16 protein-coding genes, 3 riboswitches and 1 other annotated feature are annotated in these 17,025 nt (G+C 36.4%); of the genes, 15 read left to right on the top strand and 1 reads right to left on the bottom strand.

The features are described 5' to 3' along the window. The first annotated feature begins 318 nt into the window (after positions 1–318). The 12 genes from KI369_RS04825 to KI369_RS04770 all read left to right on the top strand — a co-directional run bounded on the left by KI369_RS04825 (position 319) and on the right by KI369_RS04770 (position 11,483). A complete protein-coding gene (locus KI369_RS04825; protein ID WP_144613832.1) occupies positions 319–714 on the top strand; it encodes a DUF3888 domain-containing protein in 396 nt (131 codons plus the stop codon). An 89-nt stretch (positions 715–803) separates the two neighbouring features. Beyond that, positions 804–985: riboswitch (Lysine riboswitch) on the top strand. A gap of 180 nt (positions 986–1,165) precedes the next feature. Next, positions 1,166–2,482, top strand: coding sequence for a diaminopimelate decarboxylase (lysA, locus tag KI369_RS04820; RefSeq protein WP_212955219.1), 1,317 nt, complete (start codon positions 1,166–1,168; stop codon positions 2,480–2,482). 117 nt (positions 2,483–2,599) lie between these two features. Continuing rightward, positions 2,600–2,708: riboswitch (SAM riboswitch) on the top strand. 72 nt (positions 2,709–2,780) lie between these two features. Next, positions 2,781–2,924 (top strand): YezD family protein, encoded by a 144-nt coding sequence (locus KI369_RS04815; protein ID WP_000116163.1) that lies wholly within the window; start codon positions 2,781–2,783, stop codon positions 2,922–2,924. 86 nt (positions 2,925–3,010) lie between these two features. Beyond that, positions 3,011–3,715 carry a phosphoadenylyl-sulfate reductase gene (locus KI369_RS04810; RefSeq protein WP_212955218.1) on the top strand — a complete coding sequence of 235 codons (705 nt, stop codon included), beginning with the start codon at positions 3,011–3,013 and terminating at the stop codon, positions 3,713–3,715. A gap of 38 nt (positions 3,716–3,753) precedes the next feature. Continuing rightward, the gene (gene sat, locus KI369_RS04805) at positions 3,754–4,890 is read left to right on the top strand and encodes a sulfate adenylyltransferase (RefSeq protein ID WP_212955217.1); all 1,137 of its coding nucleotides are present in this window, start codon (positions 3,754–3,756) and stop codon (positions 4,888–4,890) included. 12 nt (positions 4,891–4,902) lie between these two features. Beyond that, positions 4,903–5,502 carry an adenylyl-sulfate kinase gene (cysC, locus tag KI369_RS04800; RefSeq protein WP_212955216.1) on the top strand — a complete coding sequence of 200 codons (600 nt, stop codon included), beginning with the start codon at positions 4,903–4,905 and terminating at the stop codon, positions 5,500–5,502. Positions 5,503–5,659: 157 nt separating this feature from the next. After that, positions 5,660–7,282 (top strand): nitrite/sulfite reductase, encoded by a 1,623-nt coding sequence (locus tag KI369_RS04795; protein ID WP_212955215.1) that lies wholly within the window; start codon positions 5,660–5,662, stop codon positions 7,280–7,282. A 10-nt stretch (positions 7,283–7,292) separates the two neighbouring features. Then, positions 7,293–7,493, top strand: coding sequence for a DUF3906 family protein (locus KI369_RS04790; RefSeq protein WP_212955214.1), 201 nt, complete (start codon positions 7,293–7,295; stop codon positions 7,491–7,493). A gap of 86 nt (positions 7,494–7,579) precedes the next feature. Next, entirely contained in the window at positions 7,580–8,356 is a 777-nt protein-coding gene (gene cobA / locus KI369_RS04785) for a uroporphyrinogen-III C-methyltransferase (RefSeq protein ID WP_212955213.1), read from the top strand. 1 nt (position 8,357) lies between these two features. Further along, positions 8,358–9,113: a sirohydrochlorin chelatase gene (locus tag KI369_RS04780; protein WP_212955212.1), complete on the top strand. Its 756-nt coding sequence runs from the start codon at positions 8,358–8,360 to the stop codon at positions 9,111–9,113. Continuing rightward, a complete protein-coding gene (locus KI369_RS04775; RefSeq protein ID WP_212955211.1) occupies positions 9,088–9,705 on the top strand; it encodes an NAD(P)-binding protein in 618 nt (205 codons plus the stop codon). The genes KI369_RS04780 and KI369_RS04775 overlap by 26 nt, the downstream gene beginning before the upstream one ends. A 61-nt stretch (positions 9,706–9,766) precedes the next feature. Beyond that, positions 9,767–10,016: a binding site (T-box leader), on the top strand. A gap of 111 nt (positions 10,017–10,127) precedes the next feature. Next, positions 10,128–11,483 carry a sodium-dependent transporter gene (locus KI369_RS04770; RefSeq protein ID WP_212955210.1) on the top strand — a complete coding sequence of 452 codons (1,356 nt, stop codon included), beginning with the start codon at positions 10,128–10,130 and terminating at the stop codon, positions 11,481–11,483. A gap of 184 nt (positions 11,484–11,667) precedes the next feature. Here the strand turns inward: KI369_RS04770 and KI369_RS04765 are convergent, their stop codons facing one another. Beyond that, complete coding sequence (locus tag KI369_RS04765; RefSeq protein WP_212955209.1) at positions 11,668–12,930, bottom strand: murein hydrolase activator EnvC family protein; 1,263 nt, start codon at positions 12,928–12,930, stop codon at positions 11,668–11,670. A gap of 494 nt (positions 12,931–13,424) precedes the next feature. On the opposite strand from KI369_RS04765, the gene gltP reads away from it, so the two are divergent. The 3 genes from gltP to KI369_RS04750 all read left to right on the top strand — a co-directional run bounded on the left by gltP (position 13,425) and on the right by KI369_RS04750 (position 16,918). Then, on the top strand, positions 13,425–14,696 hold the full coding sequence (gene gltP / locus KI369_RS04760) for a glutamate/aspartate:proton symporter GltP (RefSeq protein ID WP_000821127.1): 1,272 nt from the start codon (positions 13,425–13,427) through the stop codon (positions 14,694–14,696). 66 nt (positions 14,697–14,762) lie between these two features. Beyond that, the gene (locus tag KI369_RS04755) at positions 14,763–15,281 is read left to right on the top strand and encodes a ribonuclease FAU-1 family protein (protein ID WP_212955208.1); all 519 of its coding nucleotides are present in this window, start codon (positions 14,763–14,765) and stop codon (positions 15,279–15,281) included. A gap of 120 nt (positions 15,282–15,401) precedes the next feature. Further along, a riboswitch (SAM riboswitch) is annotated at positions 15,402–15,507 on the top strand. A 94-nt stretch (positions 15,508–15,601) separates the two neighbouring features. After that, on the top strand, positions 15,602–16,918 hold the full coding sequence (locus KI369_RS04750) for a Na+/H+ antiporter NhaC family protein (RefSeq protein WP_212955207.1): 1,317 nt from the start codon (positions 15,602–15,604) through the stop codon (positions 16,916–16,918). The last annotated feature ends 107 nt before the right edge of the window (positions 16,919–17,025 follow it).

Genomic DNA, 17,025 nt, shown 5'->3' with positions numbered 1-17,025 from the left:
TTATCCATAATAAAACGACTGCAACGAGTGCAAATCGCAGTTTTGGAAACAGACGTTGTAGCATAATATACTCCTCTCCTAAAAAGCATGACAGTTCTTGTGAGTCGATTTGATTAGCGCCTCATTTTATATATACGAACAGTCCTTTGTTATTATGTTTATTATACTATGAGTATCATTATACGAAAATAAAAGAGAGTTGTGGGCTTTTTTATAATAATTGAGTAGAAAAAGGGCGGTAGGAGACAATAAAACGGAGTTCCTATGTATGATTATTGTCGTGCGTAGAAAGAATCGTGTAAGAATACGGAGGTTATAATGCGAAAATTATTATATTTTATAGTATGCAGTAGTGTTATACTTTTTGCTTCACCGAGTGTGTCGGTAGCTCAATATGATGCACCTCTTATGGAAGATGCCCTTTATTCTGTTTTATTTCCGAAAATAAATAAAGCAATTGAAAAACAATATGGGAATTTGAAACCTTATCAATGTCCTAAAATCATCAGTTTAAAAAAAGTGTATAGCGGTACATATTTATTTCAAGCGGTCATTGAAGTGACGAAGTATGAACAGATTGGTGGGAAAATTGTTCCACCATTTGAGAAGGTAACGATTACATTTAATAACGAAGAGGGTGAATGGGAAGTAACTAAGATAATAGTAAAGCGCTTACCAAATGATACGAAATTAAACTGCAAAAAAACAATATAAAAAATTGTTTGACAAATAAAATGGTCCTTTGGTATTGTTAATAGCAACAATTAGATGTTTGAAAATTAAATAGACTTACCTCATCTACTCTCAAAGGTAGAGGCCGCGATAGGAAAGAGTAAGCTATGGGAGATTTAATGGAATCTGTGATCATAGGTTGAAAGGGACTATTGCCGAAATATAAGAATAACCATCTTATTCATATATTGGGACTGCATTGAATAAATGTAGTACTGTCATAAGATTTATTTTATGGAGAGCTATTTGGAGATGTTGATGCGGTTTCTTATTTTGAGGAGATAACAACTCGTTTATTTTTTCAATATATATTTTTCCTAATAAGAAACGCGTGTGAACATTGTTCCGCGCGTTTTTTGTCTATCTAAAAGCGTGCTGCAATGAATAGAAGATTGGGGTTATGAGTTTTAGAGGAAATAAGGGAGGAATTCAAATGTATTTACACGGCACAAGCCGAATCAATGGGCAAGGACACTTAGAAATTGGAGGGTGCGATACGACGCAGCTAGCAAAACAATATGGAACACCACTTTATGTATACGATGAAGAGTCTATTCGAGGAAAATGCCGCGCGTTTCATCGTGCTTTTAAAGAAAGTGGTTTCTCTTATCAAGTAGCGTATGCAAGCAAGGCGTTCTTGTGCATGGAGATGTGCCGAGTGGCTCGTGAAGAGAATATGTCATTAGATGTTGTTTCTGGCGGAGAACTATATACTGCGCTGCAAGCAGGATTTCCGGCATCACGCATTCATTTTCACGGCAATAATAAAACAGAAGAAGAGATTGTGATGGCTCTTCAGGCGAATATTGGCTGTTTTGTCGTAGATAATTTCTTAGAATTAGAAATTTTGCATGATTTAGCAGTGCAACATGGGAAATTTGTGAACGTATTAATTCGTGTAACGCCTGGAGTAGAGGCGCACACACATGAATATATTACAACAGGCCAAGATGATTCGAAATTTGGATTTGGCGTGTCAAATGGTCAAGCGATGCAGGCGATTGAGCTTGCTTTACAAAAATCAAATTATAACGTGTTAGGGATTCATTCACATATCGGATCACAAATATTTGAAACGGCTGGCTTTGTGCGAGCGATTGAAGTTCTTCATCAATTTTTAGAAGAAGTGAGAGAGCGAACAAACTATGTAGTAAAAGTGCTAAATGTGGGCGGAGGATTCGGAATACGCTATACAGAATCAGATACACCATTAACTCTTGAGACGTATGTGCGAGCTGTAACAAGTGCAGTGAGAGAACAGTTTACAGTATGTAATTATCCATTGCCAGAAATATGGGTTGAGCCAGGTCGTAGTATTGTAGGTGATGCTGGCACGACACTTTATACAGTTGGATCTGTGAAAGACATTCCTGGTATTCGGAAATATGTATCAGTGGATGGTGGGATGACTGATAATTTAAGACCTGCATTATATAACGCTCGTTATGAAGCGATGTTAGCGAATCGAGGAAATGATGAGAATGAGGAAGTCGTTTCGATTGCTGGGAAATGCTGTGAGAGTGGAGATATGTTAATATGGGATATTACGCTACCGAAAGTTGCTACGGCCGATTTATTAGCAATTTCTTGTACAGGGGCATACGGGTACTCGATGGCGAATAATTATAATCGGATTTGTAGACCAGCTGTCGTCTTCGTGAAAGGCGGCACATCACAAATTGTTGTAGAGCGCGAAACATATGAAAATATTATTGGGAACGATCGCATACGTATTAAAGAATTAGTTTAAATGGGGAAAAAGGAGTTGTTCAGATGGGCAATTCCTTTTTTGTAAAATAAAATAATTAAAATATATCGGAAAACTAGGATTGAAAAAAATCAGAATTGTGATAAAATACAAATACAAAGCTTATCAAGAGAAGCGGAGGGAACTGGCCCGACGAAGCTCGGCAACCTGCTTATAGAAAGCAAGGTGCTAAATCCAGCAAAATGGAATCCATTTTGAAAGATAAGGTAAAATATATTACCGAACAGTCTTTTCGAAATGGGAAAGATTTTTTTTATGAATAAAAAGGGGGGCTGTTCGCGTGAGCGTACGGGAACATTTTGAGGAAGTATCTGAGAAGATTCAAGCGATGCTTGCTGATATGAAATATGGTTCAATTACAATTGTTGTGCAAGATGGGAAAGTCATTCAATTAGAGAAAAGTGAAAAAGTACGTTTAAAGTAAAAAGCGCTGACTAGAAAAACTAGAGGCGGTTTTAACCTATATCATTAGGTTAAAACCGTCTTTTTGCTTTTACAGGGGGAAAGAACATGTTGACGTATGAAACGTGGGAAGAAAATAACATTTCATTTTCAGAAGAAGATGGAACGAAAGGCGCGCTATCTGTATTAAGTTGGGCTTATAAAGAATATAAAAGTGAAATTGTATACGCATGTAGCTTCGGAGTGGAAGGGATGGTACTGCTGCATCTTATAAACCAAGTAAATCCATCTGCTAAAGTTGTATTTTTAGATACAAATGTTCATTTTCAAGAAACGTATGAATTAATTCAAAAAGTGCGTAGACGATTTCCTTCATTAAATATTATAGAACAACAGCCGGAACTTACACTTGACGAACAAGCGAAGTTGCATGGTGAGAAATTATGGGAAAGTAATCCGAATCTCTGTTGTAAAATTAGAAAAATTTTACCGTTAGAAAAATCATTAGCACCGGAAAAAGCGTGGATATCGGGCTTAAGGAGGGAACAATCAGAAACACGTAAGCATACAAAGTTTATAAATCAAGATCATCGCTTTCAATCTATTAAAGTTTGTCCGCTCATTCATTGGACGTGGAAAGAGGTATGGCGATATGTATACAAACATAGCTTGCCGTATAACCCGCTGCATGATGTTGGATATCCAAGTATTGGGTGTGAGAAGTGTACGTTACCTGTAGGTGAGGGTGGCGATTCGAGAGACGGTAGATGGGCCGGGAAAGTAAAAACTGAATGCGGTCTACATTACCAATAAGATGAATTTGAAAATAAAGCTAAGAGAGGATATAGAAAATGAGTACAAGAAACGAATTAGTAAATCTTATAGATGAGACATATGACGTATCACAAATTGAAAAAGAAATTGGGCTAGACAACATTGCGTTAAGTGATTTAGAGCTATTAGCGACAGGGGGATATAGCCCGCTTACTGGTTTTTTAGGAAAGAAAGATTATGACTCGGTTGTAGAAACGCTTCGTTTAGTTAACGGGAGTGTTTGGAGTATACCGATTACGTTACCAGTAACAGAAGAAGTAGCAGAGAGTCTGAAAGCTGGAGAGAAAGTAAAACTTGTTAACGGTGGAAATGTATATGGCGTCATTCAAATAGAAGATATTTTTGTGCCTGACAAGGAAAAAGAAGCGTTACTAGTGTATAAAACGACGGATGAGGCTCATCCTGGAGTGAAAAAATTATACGAACGACCGAATGTTTACGTCGGAGGAGCTATTATTCTTACAAAACGTTTTGAAAATAATCCGTTTCCTTCTTATCATTTAGATCCAATTGAAACGAGAGAAGAATTTAAAAAACGTGGTTGGAAAACAGTAGTCGGATTCCAAACGAGAAATCCGGTACATCGTGCCCATGAATATATTCAAAAATCTGCTCTTGAAATTGTAGACGGTCTCTTTTTGAATCCGCTCGTTGGGGAAACGAAGTCGGACGATATTCCTGCTGATGTAAGGATGGAAAGTTATGAAGTATTACTTCAAAATTATTATCCGAAAGATCGTGTCTTTTTAAGTGTATTTCCTGCAGCAATGCGTTACGCAGGACCGAGGGAAGCGATATTTCATGCGCTAGTTAGAAAGAATTTTGGATGTACACACTTTATAGTAGGGCGCGATCATGCAGGGGTAGGAGATTATTACGGTACTTATGAAGCGCAAGAAATCTTTACAAACTTTACAGTGGAAGAGTTAGGAATTACACCGCTATTTTTTGAACATAGTTTTTACTGTGCGAAATGTGAAGCGATGGCTTCGACGAAAACATGCCCGCACGGAAAAGAAGATCATGTCATTTTATCAGGTACGAAAGTAAGAGAATTATTAAGAAACGGTGAGGTTCCGCCAAGTACATTTAGTCGTAAAGAAGTAGTAGAAGTGCTAATTAAAGGTTTGAAAAAAGAAGTAGTAACAGAATAGGGAGAGAATGAGATGGACACAAATATTACTTGGCATACAGCATCTGTTTCAAAAGATGAGAGAAGAGTAAGAAATGGGCATCATAGTTTTGTAGTTTGGTTTACTGGTCTATCAGCTTCAGGTAAATCTACGGTGGCGAACGCGGTTGCTCGTAAACTATTTGAAAAGAATATTGGAAATTATGTACTAGATGGGGATAATATACGCCACGGTTTAAATAAAGACTTAGGTTTTTCTGAAAGTGATCGTATGGAGAATATAAGACGGATTGGCGAAGTGGCGAAGCTATTTGTAGATCAAGGTACTGTCGTTCTTACAGCGTTTATTTCACCATTTCGAGTAGACCGAAAACAAGTTAGAGATCTATTAGCAGCAGATGAGTTTATAGAAGTGTTTGTAAAGTGTCCAATTGAAGAGTGTGAAAAGCGTGATCCGAAAGGACTTTATAAAAAAGCAAGAAAAGGTGATATTAAAGAGTTTACAGGTATCGATTCACCGTATGAGGAACCAGAGCAAGCGGAATTAATTGTAGAAACGCACAAGTATTCGATTGAAGAATGTGCAGAACAAATCGTGAAGTATTTGCAAGAGCGTAGTGTTATCCCGCATTAACAGGCAGTAAAAACTCCCATCTCAAAATTTAGCTAGGGCAAAGAAGTTAGGTGGGAGATGAACTGCCCGTAAATGCCCGATTGGTTAAGGCTAATAATCAGTGGGGGATGAACAATCCCACTGATTAAAGTTTCACTTTATATAGGGGGATTAAAAAATGAGTTATGAAAAAGTATGGGCTAACAATGAAAAATTAAATCAAACTGAGAAAAATAAATTAAAAAAAGATGGATTGGAAATCTTTAATGATATTCCTTACTATGCAGAGAATGGCTTCGAATCTATTCCGAAAGAAGAGTGGGACGCTTTCAAATGGGCAGGGTTGTATTTACAAAGACCGAAAGAAGCTGGTTATTTTATGATGCGTGTAAATATTCCTTCAGGGATTATTACGAATGCGCAGGCAGAAGTGCTTGCTTCTATCGCTGAGGATTATGGACGTGACGTAATAGATATTACGACAAGACAGGCGATTCAGTTTCATTGGTTAGAAATTCATCAAATTCCAGATATTTTTAAAAGATTAGCGAGAGTTGGGTTATCTTCAGCCGGAGCGTGTGGTGATATAACGCGTAATATTACAGGGAATCCACTTGCTGGTATTGATGCAAATGAACTGTTTGATACAACGGGTATTGTGAAAGAGGTATATGATTATTTCCAACATAATGAAGAGTTTTCTAATTTACCACGTAAATTTAAAATGTCTATTAGTTCTAACATTTATAATTCAGCAAACGCAGAGATTAACTGTGTTGCATTTACACCTGCAACGAAAGAGATAGATGGTGAGAAAAAAGTTGGTTTTCATATAAAAGTAGGCGGTGGATTATCAGCCCGTCCATATTTAGCTGATGAATTAGATGTATTCGTTTTACCAGAAGAAGTGAAGGCGGTAGCAATTGCGATTGCTACGATATTCCGTGATTTTGGATATCGCGAAAAACGTCATCTAGCTCGTTTGAAGTTTCTTGTTGCAGACTGGGGAGCAGAGAAGTTTAAAGAGAAACTAATAGAGTATACAGGACCATTACAAAGTAAAGGAGAAAGTGCTCTCAAAGGTTGGAATGCTGGATACTTTTATGGTGTTCAAGATCAAAAACAAGATGGACTAAAATATGTAGGTTTTAATGTGCCGGTAGGACGTCTACATGCAAAAGAAATGTTTGAGATTGCAAAAATTGCTAAGAAGTATGGAAATGGACAGATTCGTACATGTAACTCGCAAAACTTCATTATTCCGAATATTCCGCCAGGAAATGTAACGGGTTTACTGAATGAGCCGTTGTTTGAAGCGATATCAGCAAGTCCAAAATCATTTATTGGTCATGCGGTTTCCTGTACTGGTATTGAATATTGCAATCTTGCATTAGTAGAAACGAAAGAAAGATTGCGGAAAATTGCCGAATACTTAGATACACAAATTGCACTCGATGTTTCGGTTCGTATTCATATGGTAGGATGCCCGAATTCATGTGGTCAACGTCAAATTGCTGACATTGGATTGCAAGGGGTGAAAATGAAAACGAAGGAAAAAGGAATTGTTGAAGCATTTGAAATATATGTAGGTGGAACGTTGTTAGATGGCGGTGCTTACAATCAAAAGTTAAAAGGAAAAATAGATGGTGAGGATCTACCTGATGTACTTGCATCATTTATAAGTTATTTCAAAGAGAATAAATTACCGGCTGAAACGTTTTATGATTTTGTAGGCCGCGTTGGTGTAGAGACATTACAAATAGCGTTAAATAACGTGTTAGAAGAAGTAATAGCGTCTTAGGAGGGACAATATGGATTTATATCGATTTGAAGCAGTATTAGTGAGTAGCATTGTTCCAATTGTTGTTGTTGCTGAAAGTGAAGAACAGGCATTTAAGATGGCGGAGATTGAGCTTGAAAAACATTTTTTACCGTTACCAGAGGTAAAGGAGATTTCCCTATTTGAAAAAAAGAAGATTCGAAAAAGCGCGGCCTTTGTTATTCATGAGTAAGGAACATTGAAATATGAAGAAATGAAAACTTCCATTCATATATAAGGATGGAAGTTTCACTTTAATAGTAGAAATGAGGAGAGATGATGGGAAAAGTATATATCGTTGGGGCAGGTCCTGGTGATCCAGATTTAATTACTGTGAAAGGATTGAAATGTATTGAGAAAGCAGACGTTATTTTATACGACCGTCTTGTAAATAAAGAGTTGCTTTCCTATGCAAAGCCTGAAGCGGATTTAATTTATTGCGGAAAACTACCAAATTATCACACGATGAAGCAAGAGACAATTAACACGTTCCTTATTAAATATGCGAAAAAAGGAAAAGTTGTAACGAGGCTTAAGGGCGGCGATCCATTTGTATTTGGTAGAGGGGGGGAAGAAGCTGAAGCGTTAGCGAAGCAAGGTGTGCCGTTTGAAATTGTTCCTGGTATTTCAGCTGGAATAGCTGCGCCTGCTTATGCTGGCATTCCAGTGACGCATCGTGATGCAAGTGCAAGTTTTGCTATTGTGACGGGGCATAGGAAAGAAGATGCTGAAGAAGAAGTGAAGTGGGAAAATTTAGCGAAAGGTGTAGAGACTTTAGCTGTATATATGGGGGTTAGTAATTTACCCTACATATGTGAACAACTGATGAAGCATGGAAAAGAAAAAAGTACACCTGCTGCTATTATTGAGCGAGGAACGACATCAATGCAGCGCACAGTTGTCGGGACGTTAGGAACAATTGTAGATGTTGCGAAAAAAGAGCACATTCAAAATCCAAGCATGATTGTAATTGGAGAAGTGGTCCGTTTTAGAGAAAAGATCCATTGGTTTGAGAAGCAGACAGAAAGTACGTATCAAGTAAGCGGAGTGTTATAAAATGAAAGCCATCTTATATATATGTCATGGAAGTCGTTTGAAAGCAGCTAAAGAAGAAGCGATTGCGTTTATTACGTCATGTATGGATCGTGTAGAGGCAAGTATTCAAGAGGTTTGTTTTTTAGAGTTAGCGAGTCCAACTATTGATGAAGGGTTCCTTACGTGTGTGAAGCGTGGTGCTACAGAGATTATTGTTATTCCAGTTTTTCTATTAGCGGCAGGTCACGTGAAAAAAGATATCCCGTTTGAATTAGAAAAGTTAAACAATCAATTTTCGAATGTTAAAGTGACCTACGGTAATCCGTTTGGTGTATCAGAAACACTTGTTAAATCAGTGTATAAAGGAAGTGGCATCGAACAGGAAGAGACGAATGAAGTGACGTTACTTCTCGTTGCGAGAGGGAGTAGCGATCCTGAAGTATTAAAAGATATAAACTGGATCGCTTCTTTATTTCAAACGGAAGAGAAAATTAAAAAAGTAGAGGTTTGCTATTTAGCGGCTGCCGAGCCAAAATTTGAGGAGAAGTTAAAGGAAGTTGTAGAACGAAAAGAAAAGAACATCGTTGTGTTGCCTTACTTGTTATTTACCGGTTTACTTATGAAACATATTGAAAAAGAAGTACGCCAATACGATTCGGATGAGATAACAATAAGTCCGTATTTAGGAAAGAATGAGGCGTTTCAATATAGGTTAATTCAGAAAACGAAGAAATTATTGAAGGGAGATCAATATGTATCCACTTACAGTGCGAGTTGAGAAGAAACGTGTTGTTGTCATTGGTGGAGGGAAAGTCGCGGGATTTAAAATTATTCCTTTACTAAAACAAGGTGCGGATATAGTTGTGATAAGTCCTGAATTGGATGGGAATTTAGTAAAACTAGTGGAAGAAAAGCAAATTCGTTGGTATCAAAGGGAGTATGAAAAAAGTGATATTAAAGACGCTTTTTTAGTTGTTGCAGCGAGTGGTGATGCCGTATTAAATGAACAAATTGCTGAAGATAGCTCAGAAAATCAATTAGTAAATGTTATTACGAACCCGGAAAGTGGGAATGTTCATTTCCCAGCGGCGATTCATCGTGGATTACTGAATGTGGCTGTGTCTACTGGAGGAGCGAGTCCGAAACTAGCAAAAAAAATTCGTGATGATATCGCAAATAAATATGATGAGACGTATGAATCGTATCTTGATTTTTTATACGAAGTTAGAATAAAAGTGAAAGAATTACAAATAGAGAAAAAGCAGAGAAATATATTGTTGCAAGAAGTATTAAAGACGGTATATGTTCAAAATGAACAAAAAAGGGAATTGTTTTTACGAGAATTAGAGAGAAGAGTTCATATAGGATAATGAATAAATTGTACTTTACAACTATAAAAATATAATTTATAATCACAAGTAACTTCAATAAATGAAATCGATGAGCAAGAAGAGTATGTATATTTGATACGTTCAGAGAGCTGGGGTAAGGTGTGAGCCCGGTACGATAAAATATACAGAATGGGCTTGCGAGAGGTATGTTGAACATTGTAGTAGGCAACCCGGGTTCCGCCGTTAAAAGGATAGAGTATCGGAATTTTTTCCTGTACTTGAACAAGTGGGATTTATCAATCCAATTGAGGTGGTACCACGGTATTTACATTACATATATCGTCCTCTACATGCATATTTGCGTGTAGGGGACTTTTTTATTTTCTAAAGGAGGTGTGCGAGTATGAAATGAAAGTGTATAATTAATAAAAGTTTAAATATTCAGAAAAGGAGAAATTATGATGAAAGAAACACAGCAATGGACGTCGAAAATAGGCTTTGTACTCGCAGCAGCCGGAGCCGCAGTAGGTCTTGGTGCGATATGGAAATTTCCATATGTTGCAGGTAATGGTGGGGGAGGCGCATTCTTCCTTGTATTTTTACTATTAACTTTATTTATAGGTATGCCGCTTCTTTTAGCTGAATTTGTTATTGGACGTAGTACGCAAAAAGAGGCAGTTACAGCGTATAAAGTATTGGTGCCAAATAGCAAGTTATATCCTTGGATTGGTCGTATGGGAGTTGTTACTTGTTTTAGTGTACTATCTTTTTATAGTGTTGTAGGTGGATGGATTTTACTGTATTTATACTATAGTATTACAGGAAGCTTCTGGAATGGTGTTGTTGATTACGGGAAATTATTTAGTGAAACGATTTCAAATCCAGTAAGCGCAATTGGAGCGCAATTTATCTTTATGCTTTGCACTATTTTTGTTGTAAGTAAAGGTGTTGAGAAAGGGATAGAAAAAGCAAGTAAGTATATGATGCCGCTATTATTTATTTTATTTATTGCGATCATTGTTCGTGCGTTAACACTTGACGGTGCTTTTGCTGGAGTAGAGTTCTTCTTAAAACCAGATTTTTCAAAGCTGACAGCAGATACGATTTTATACGCGATGGGACAATCATTCTTCTCGCTAACAGTAGGTGCCTCAGTAATGGTCACGTATAGTTCATATTTGAAGAAAGAAGAGCATTTAGCGAAATCAGCAACATCTATTGTAAGTTTAACTGTTTTTATTACAGTACTTGCAGGATTAGCAATTTTTCCGGCGATTTTCGCATTAGGCGTTAAGCCGACTGAAGGACCAGGACTACTGTTTATCGTCCTTCCAGCAGTATTTGCGAAAATACCATTTGGACAATTTTTCTTCATTATGTTTTTAGTTTTATTCTTCTTTGCAACATTAACATCTGCGATTTCCATGCTTGAAATTGTAGTAGCATCTGTTGCGAAAGATAATGAGAAAAAGCGTCCGTCGGCATCATTATTAATTGGTATTCTTATTTTTGCAGTTGGAATCCCGTCAGCATTATCGTTTGGAATTATGAGTGATGTGAAAATATTTGGTAAGACATTCTTTGATTTTGTCGATTTTGCGGTAAGTAATGTATTATTGCCACTCGGAGTACTAGCCATTTCGCTATTCGTACCAAATAAAATGAGTAAAGAAATGCTAATGAAAGAATTAGAAGTTACGGAAACGAAAGGAAAAACATTATTTAATATTTGGTTCTTCTTGCTTCGTTACGTTATTCCAGTAACTGTAATTATTGTATTCTTAAACGCGATAGGCGTATTTAAAATGTTTGCATAATAAAAAGACGGAGATTTCTCCGTCTTTTTATTATGCTGTAGGTGTATTTAATAAAAGATTATACGCTTTATAGGGTATTCATATGATTCACCCCGTAAAATATAGGCATTTAGTTGTAGTCTATGTAGAATGCCTATATTGTGTGAAGGGGAAAGAAAAAACTCGGTGTGCACCGAGTTTTTTTCTATAATCCGATATAAGGAGATGGATCAACTGCATTTGTTTTGCCGACATTCCACTCTCCAAGGTGAAGTTCGAAGTGTAAATGTTGTCCGTATGATTGGCCAGTGTTCCCCATAAATCCAAGTTGAGTGCCTTGTTTGACAGTTTGTCCATTCGATACAGAACGGCTACTCATATGAGCATATACTGTCGTGTATGTTTTTCCGTTTATACGGTGAGATAAGTACACAACGTTTCCGTAACTAGATGATAGCTCTGAGCGAATAACAACGCCATCTGCCGCGGCTATAATTGGAACAGTTCCTGAAGCAGCAATATCGATTCCTTTATGGTTATCTAAAGAACGTGCGCCAAATCCAGAAGTTTTTGATCCAGCTGCTGGTTTAATAAATCCACCGATGTTTGTATCATGCGGTACCGGAGCGGCTTGGGCAGGTGTGGCAGCTTGTTTGCGAGCTTCCTCTGCCTTACGAGCTTCTTCAGCTTTACGAGCTTCTTCTGCGCGTTTTTCTTCTTCAATTGCTTTTTGAACAGCTTGACGCTGGTTTTCTAAAATGCCTTTGGATTCTTCTAATCCTTCAATCTCTGAATCTACTTTTGCTACTTTCGTATGTAGATCGTTAATAAGAGTTTGTTGCTGTTGTTGGTTATTTTGTAATTCTTGCTGTTTTTGTTCTAATTTTTGCTCTGATTCTTTCAGTTGTTGCTCTTTTTTCTCGACAGCCTCTTTTTCTTTCGCCACAGCATTTTGATCGGTTGTTTGTTTTTTCACAATATCAGTATCGTTGTTTAAAATTAAACTTACAGAGTACATATTATCAACAAGATCAGCGATATTTGTAGAAGTTGTTATTACCTCTGTAATAATATTTGTACGAGGTTTTTCTTGCATAGATTGTAAACGTTGCTTAATAACTTCCTGGCGCGTATCTATGTTTGTTTGTAATTGCTCTATATGTTTCTTTTTTTCAGTAATTACTTGTTGTGTTTTACTAATTTCTTTTTTTGTATCGTTTAATTCAGCCTCGTTTTTATTAATAGAAGTAGTTAAATCGTCGATTTTCTTTTGTAATTCTTGAATTTCCTTTTCTATTTGTTCTTTCTCGGCTGATTTATTTTGTAAGTCATTTTGTTTTCCTTCTAATTCAGATTGGATATTAGATAATTTATCTTGATTCGTTTCAGCGTATACGGGTGAAAGTAGCGGAGAAACAAAAATCGTTCCTGCTGCTAAAACACTAAACGCTGCAAATTTCTTTTTCATGGTTGTCTGGCTCCTTTCCCTATGAATGTTATATATCATAAGAAGAAGAGTGTCTATCGTTGTAACCATAATGTAAAGAAAATTTTATAAAATTGCTAAGTTTTGTCGGAATTTATCATCTTTCAACGATAAATTTCACTGAAGATGCATTTTTTATATTTGTGTAACAAGGATGTATTTTTAGGGTTTTTTGTAAAATAAAAGGAAAAGTGAAGTTGTTTTATGTAGTGAAATATTAGTTAGGAATCCAATAAAATACTGGTGAGGAATCGTTCTCATGTGAGGTTTTCTAACATGGGTTTTGTTTTTGTCAAGAAAATTATTTGCGTTCGGGAAAAGTTATTTTGTTGTCAGATTTTAAATTTTGATTTATGATTTTTAACAGGGACAAAATGTAGTGAATTGTCGAATAATATGTAATACTCTTAATTTCAAGTTTTATAGAGATAGAATGAAAGGTAGAGTGAAACATCGAAGAGGGGGTTACAACAAGTATGAAAAGAATAGGACTTGCATGGCAAATATTAATAGGACTTGCGCTTGGTATTGCAGTTGGGGCGATTTTCTTTGATAATCCAGCGGTTGTGAAATATTTACAACCAATTGGTGATATTTTCATCCGATTAATTAAAATGATCGTTGTACCGATTGTTGTAGCAAGTATTGTTGTTGGGGTTGCTGGTGTTGGCGATGTTAAAAAATTAGGCCGACTAGGCGGAAAAACAATTATTTACTTTGAAATAATTACAACAATTGCAATTATTGTCGGTCTATTAATTGCGAATATTTTCCAACCAGGAAAAGGCGTAAATATGGAGCAGTTAACAAAGACAGATATTTCGAAATATACACATACGACAGAGCAAGTACAAAGTCATTCATTTGCAGATACATTTGTAAATATTGTTCCAACGAACATTATGAAGTCATTAGCTGACGGAGATATGCTTGCTATTATCTTCTTCTCTGTATTATTTGGTTTAGGTGTAGCAGCAATTGGTGAAAGAGGAAGACCGGTTCTTCAATTTTTCCAAGGTGTAGCTGATGCAATGTTTTACGTAACGAACCAAGTTATGAAATTTGCTCCATTTGGTGTATTCGCATTAATTGGTGTTACAGTTTCTACATTCGGTTTAGCTTCATTAATTCCGTTAGGGAAATTACTAATTGTAGTATACGGGGCAATGATTTTCTTCGTTGTAGTTGTCTTAGGACTTACAGCGAAAATATTTGGAATTAACATTTTCCAATTCTTTAAAATTTTAAAAGACGAGCTGATCTTAGCATATTCAACAGCAAGTTCAGAAACAGTTTTACCGAAAATTATGGAGAAAATGGAGAAGTTCGGTTGTCCGAAAGCAATTACATCTTTCGTTATTCCGACAGGTTATTCATTTAACTTAGATGGATCAACTTTATATCAAGCAATTGCGGCTATTTTCTTAGCGCAAATGTACGGTATTGATTTATCTATTACACAACAAATTACATTATTACTTGTATTAATGGTTACATCAAAAGGTATCGCAGGTGTACCGGGCGTATCATTCGTTGTATTATTAGCGACACTTGGTACAGTAGGTATTCCACCTGAAGGTTTAGCATTCATCGCCGGTATTGACCGTATTTTAGATATGGCTCGTACAGCAGTTAACGTTGTAGGTAACTCTTTAGCAGCTGTAGTTATGTCTAAGTGGGAAGGTCAATATGACGCTGAAAAAGGACAAGCCTATTTGAAAGAGATTTCTAATAAGCAAGCAGCTTAATTATAATTTGAACAAGCTCTCACATAATATGTGGGGGCTTTTCTATATAGAAGGGAAGCGGACGTAATGAAACGTAAATATGGTGACGGTTCTTCGTGGAAGCGACTAATAGAGAAAGATTATACGGTTAAGCAAATAGAAGAGGGAATGCTAGGAATTCTGGAAATAAAAAAGCTGAGAGAACCTAGTTATAAAGAATATGATGGTAAAGAACTTTGTATTGCAGGGAATCAATATACGTGGATTCAATATTTCATAAACGGGAAAAACTTTGCGATTACCGCTATGTTAAATGATCAGAAAAAATTAGTGCAATATTATATCGATGTGGCAAAAGAATATGGAATAGACGACCGTGGTTTGCCGTATTTTGATGATTTATATTTAGATGTAGTATTATTATCGAACGGTAAAATGTATATATTGGATGAAGATGAGTTAGAGGATGCTTATAAAAGTGGTGATGTTACAAAAGAAGAGTATGAGTTAGCTTGGTATACTACGAAATGGATTATAGCTGCAATAAAAAATAGTGAATTTTATTGGATTTCAATATTGGAAGAAGAAATCAAAAAGTTAAAATGATTGTTGCATTCGAATTTTTGCATAATTACCAAAAAAATCTATACAAAAAATAATTGACTTTTGTTTTGTAAGCGAGTAAAGTTAGGGAAGAAATTATTATTAAAAAATAAATATGAAACCTTCTTATAAAGAGAGGCGGAGGGACTGGCCCTACGATGCCTCGGCAGCGGACTCGATTTCAGAGTGCTGTGCCAAATCCAGCAAGCATGTGCTTGAAAGATGAGAAGAGCGTTTCTTATAGATGTATAAGACCTCTTCTCATTGGAAGAGGTCTTTTGTTATTCATTAGAAAAAGGTTGAAACTAGGGAGAGATGGTACTTTGAAAGAAACGAGAGGAAATGGTTTGGCTTTATTACCACTTGGGATATTTTTGGCGCTATTTATTGGTTCTGGAATTATTACAGGTGATTTCTATAAATTGCCGATACTTGTAGCAATTTCAATTGCTGTAGGGGTCGCTTTAGCAATGAATCGTAAAGAAAGCTTTCATGTAAAAGTAGAACGATTTGCTAAAGGTGCAGGGAACCCAGATATTATGATTATGGTTCTAATTTTTGTATTAGCAGGAGCTTTTTCTGAAACAGCAAAAGGGATGGGCGGCGTTGATTCTACAGTTAACTTAGCGTTATCCATTTTACCGCAAGGATTTATCATAGCTGGAATTTTTGTTATAGGGGCATTTATTTCATTAGCAATGGGAACGTCAATGGGAACAATTGCTGCATTAGCACCGATTGCGGTAGGTATTAGTGGGCAAACGGATATCTCAATTGCACTTACGATGGCGACAGTTGTTGGCGGAGCGATGTTTGGTGATAATTTATCATTTATTTCAGATACAACAATCGCAGCTGTACGTTCACAAGGAACAGAAATGAAAGATAAGTTTAAAACGAACTTTTTAATTGTATTACCAGCGGCTATTATTACAATCGTAATATTAGTAATCATTACTTTAGGAAGCGATACGCAAGTTAAAGCGCATAGCTTTGACTGGATAAAGATTTTGCCGTATGCAGGAGTACTTATTACAGCTCTACTTGGCTGGAATGTACTTATTGTATTAACTGGTGGAACTGTATTATCTGGCGTTATCGGTCTTTTAGATGGAAGTTACACGTTAGAGAGCTTCTTTAAAAGTGTAACGACTGGAATGGGCGGTATGATGGAGTTAGTATTACTCGCTATTTTAATTGGCGGTATGGTTGAATTGATTCAATATAATGGTGGTATTCAATATTTAATGAATCTTTTAACGCGTAACATTCGTTCAAAAAAAGGAGCAGAGTTCGGTATCGCTGGTTTAGTAGGTATGACGAATATGTGTACAGCAAATAATACGATTTCTATTATCTTTACAGGTCCGCTTGCAAAAAACATTGCAGATCAATATGAAATTGATCCTCGTAAATCAGCGAGTGTATTAGATCTTTTCTCATGCTGTGTGCAAGGATTAATACCGTACGGTGCGCAAATGTTAACAGCAGCAGGATTTGCGGCGTTATCTCCGATTGAATTGTTACCATATGCGTTTTATCCGATTTTAGTTGGATTATGTGGAATCATTTCTATATTAATTGGTTTCCCAAGATTTTCTAAAGTAGCGGGAAAGAAAGAGTATCATAAAACAGCATAATTAAAATGAAGTTGATGAATCGTAACGAAAGCCGCACAGAGAATGTTCTCTGTGCGGCTTTTTTATGTGCGATAAAAGATTGAATCATCCTATTCTACAGCATATTT

This window comes from Bacillus sanguinis, from assembly GCF_018332475.1.
Classification (GTDB): Bacteria; Bacillota; Bacilli; order Bacillales; family Bacillaceae_G; genus Bacillus_A; species Bacillus_A sanguinis.
Note: the sequence above shows the minus strand (reverse complement) of the source record. Positions and strands in the feature narration are given on the sequence as shown.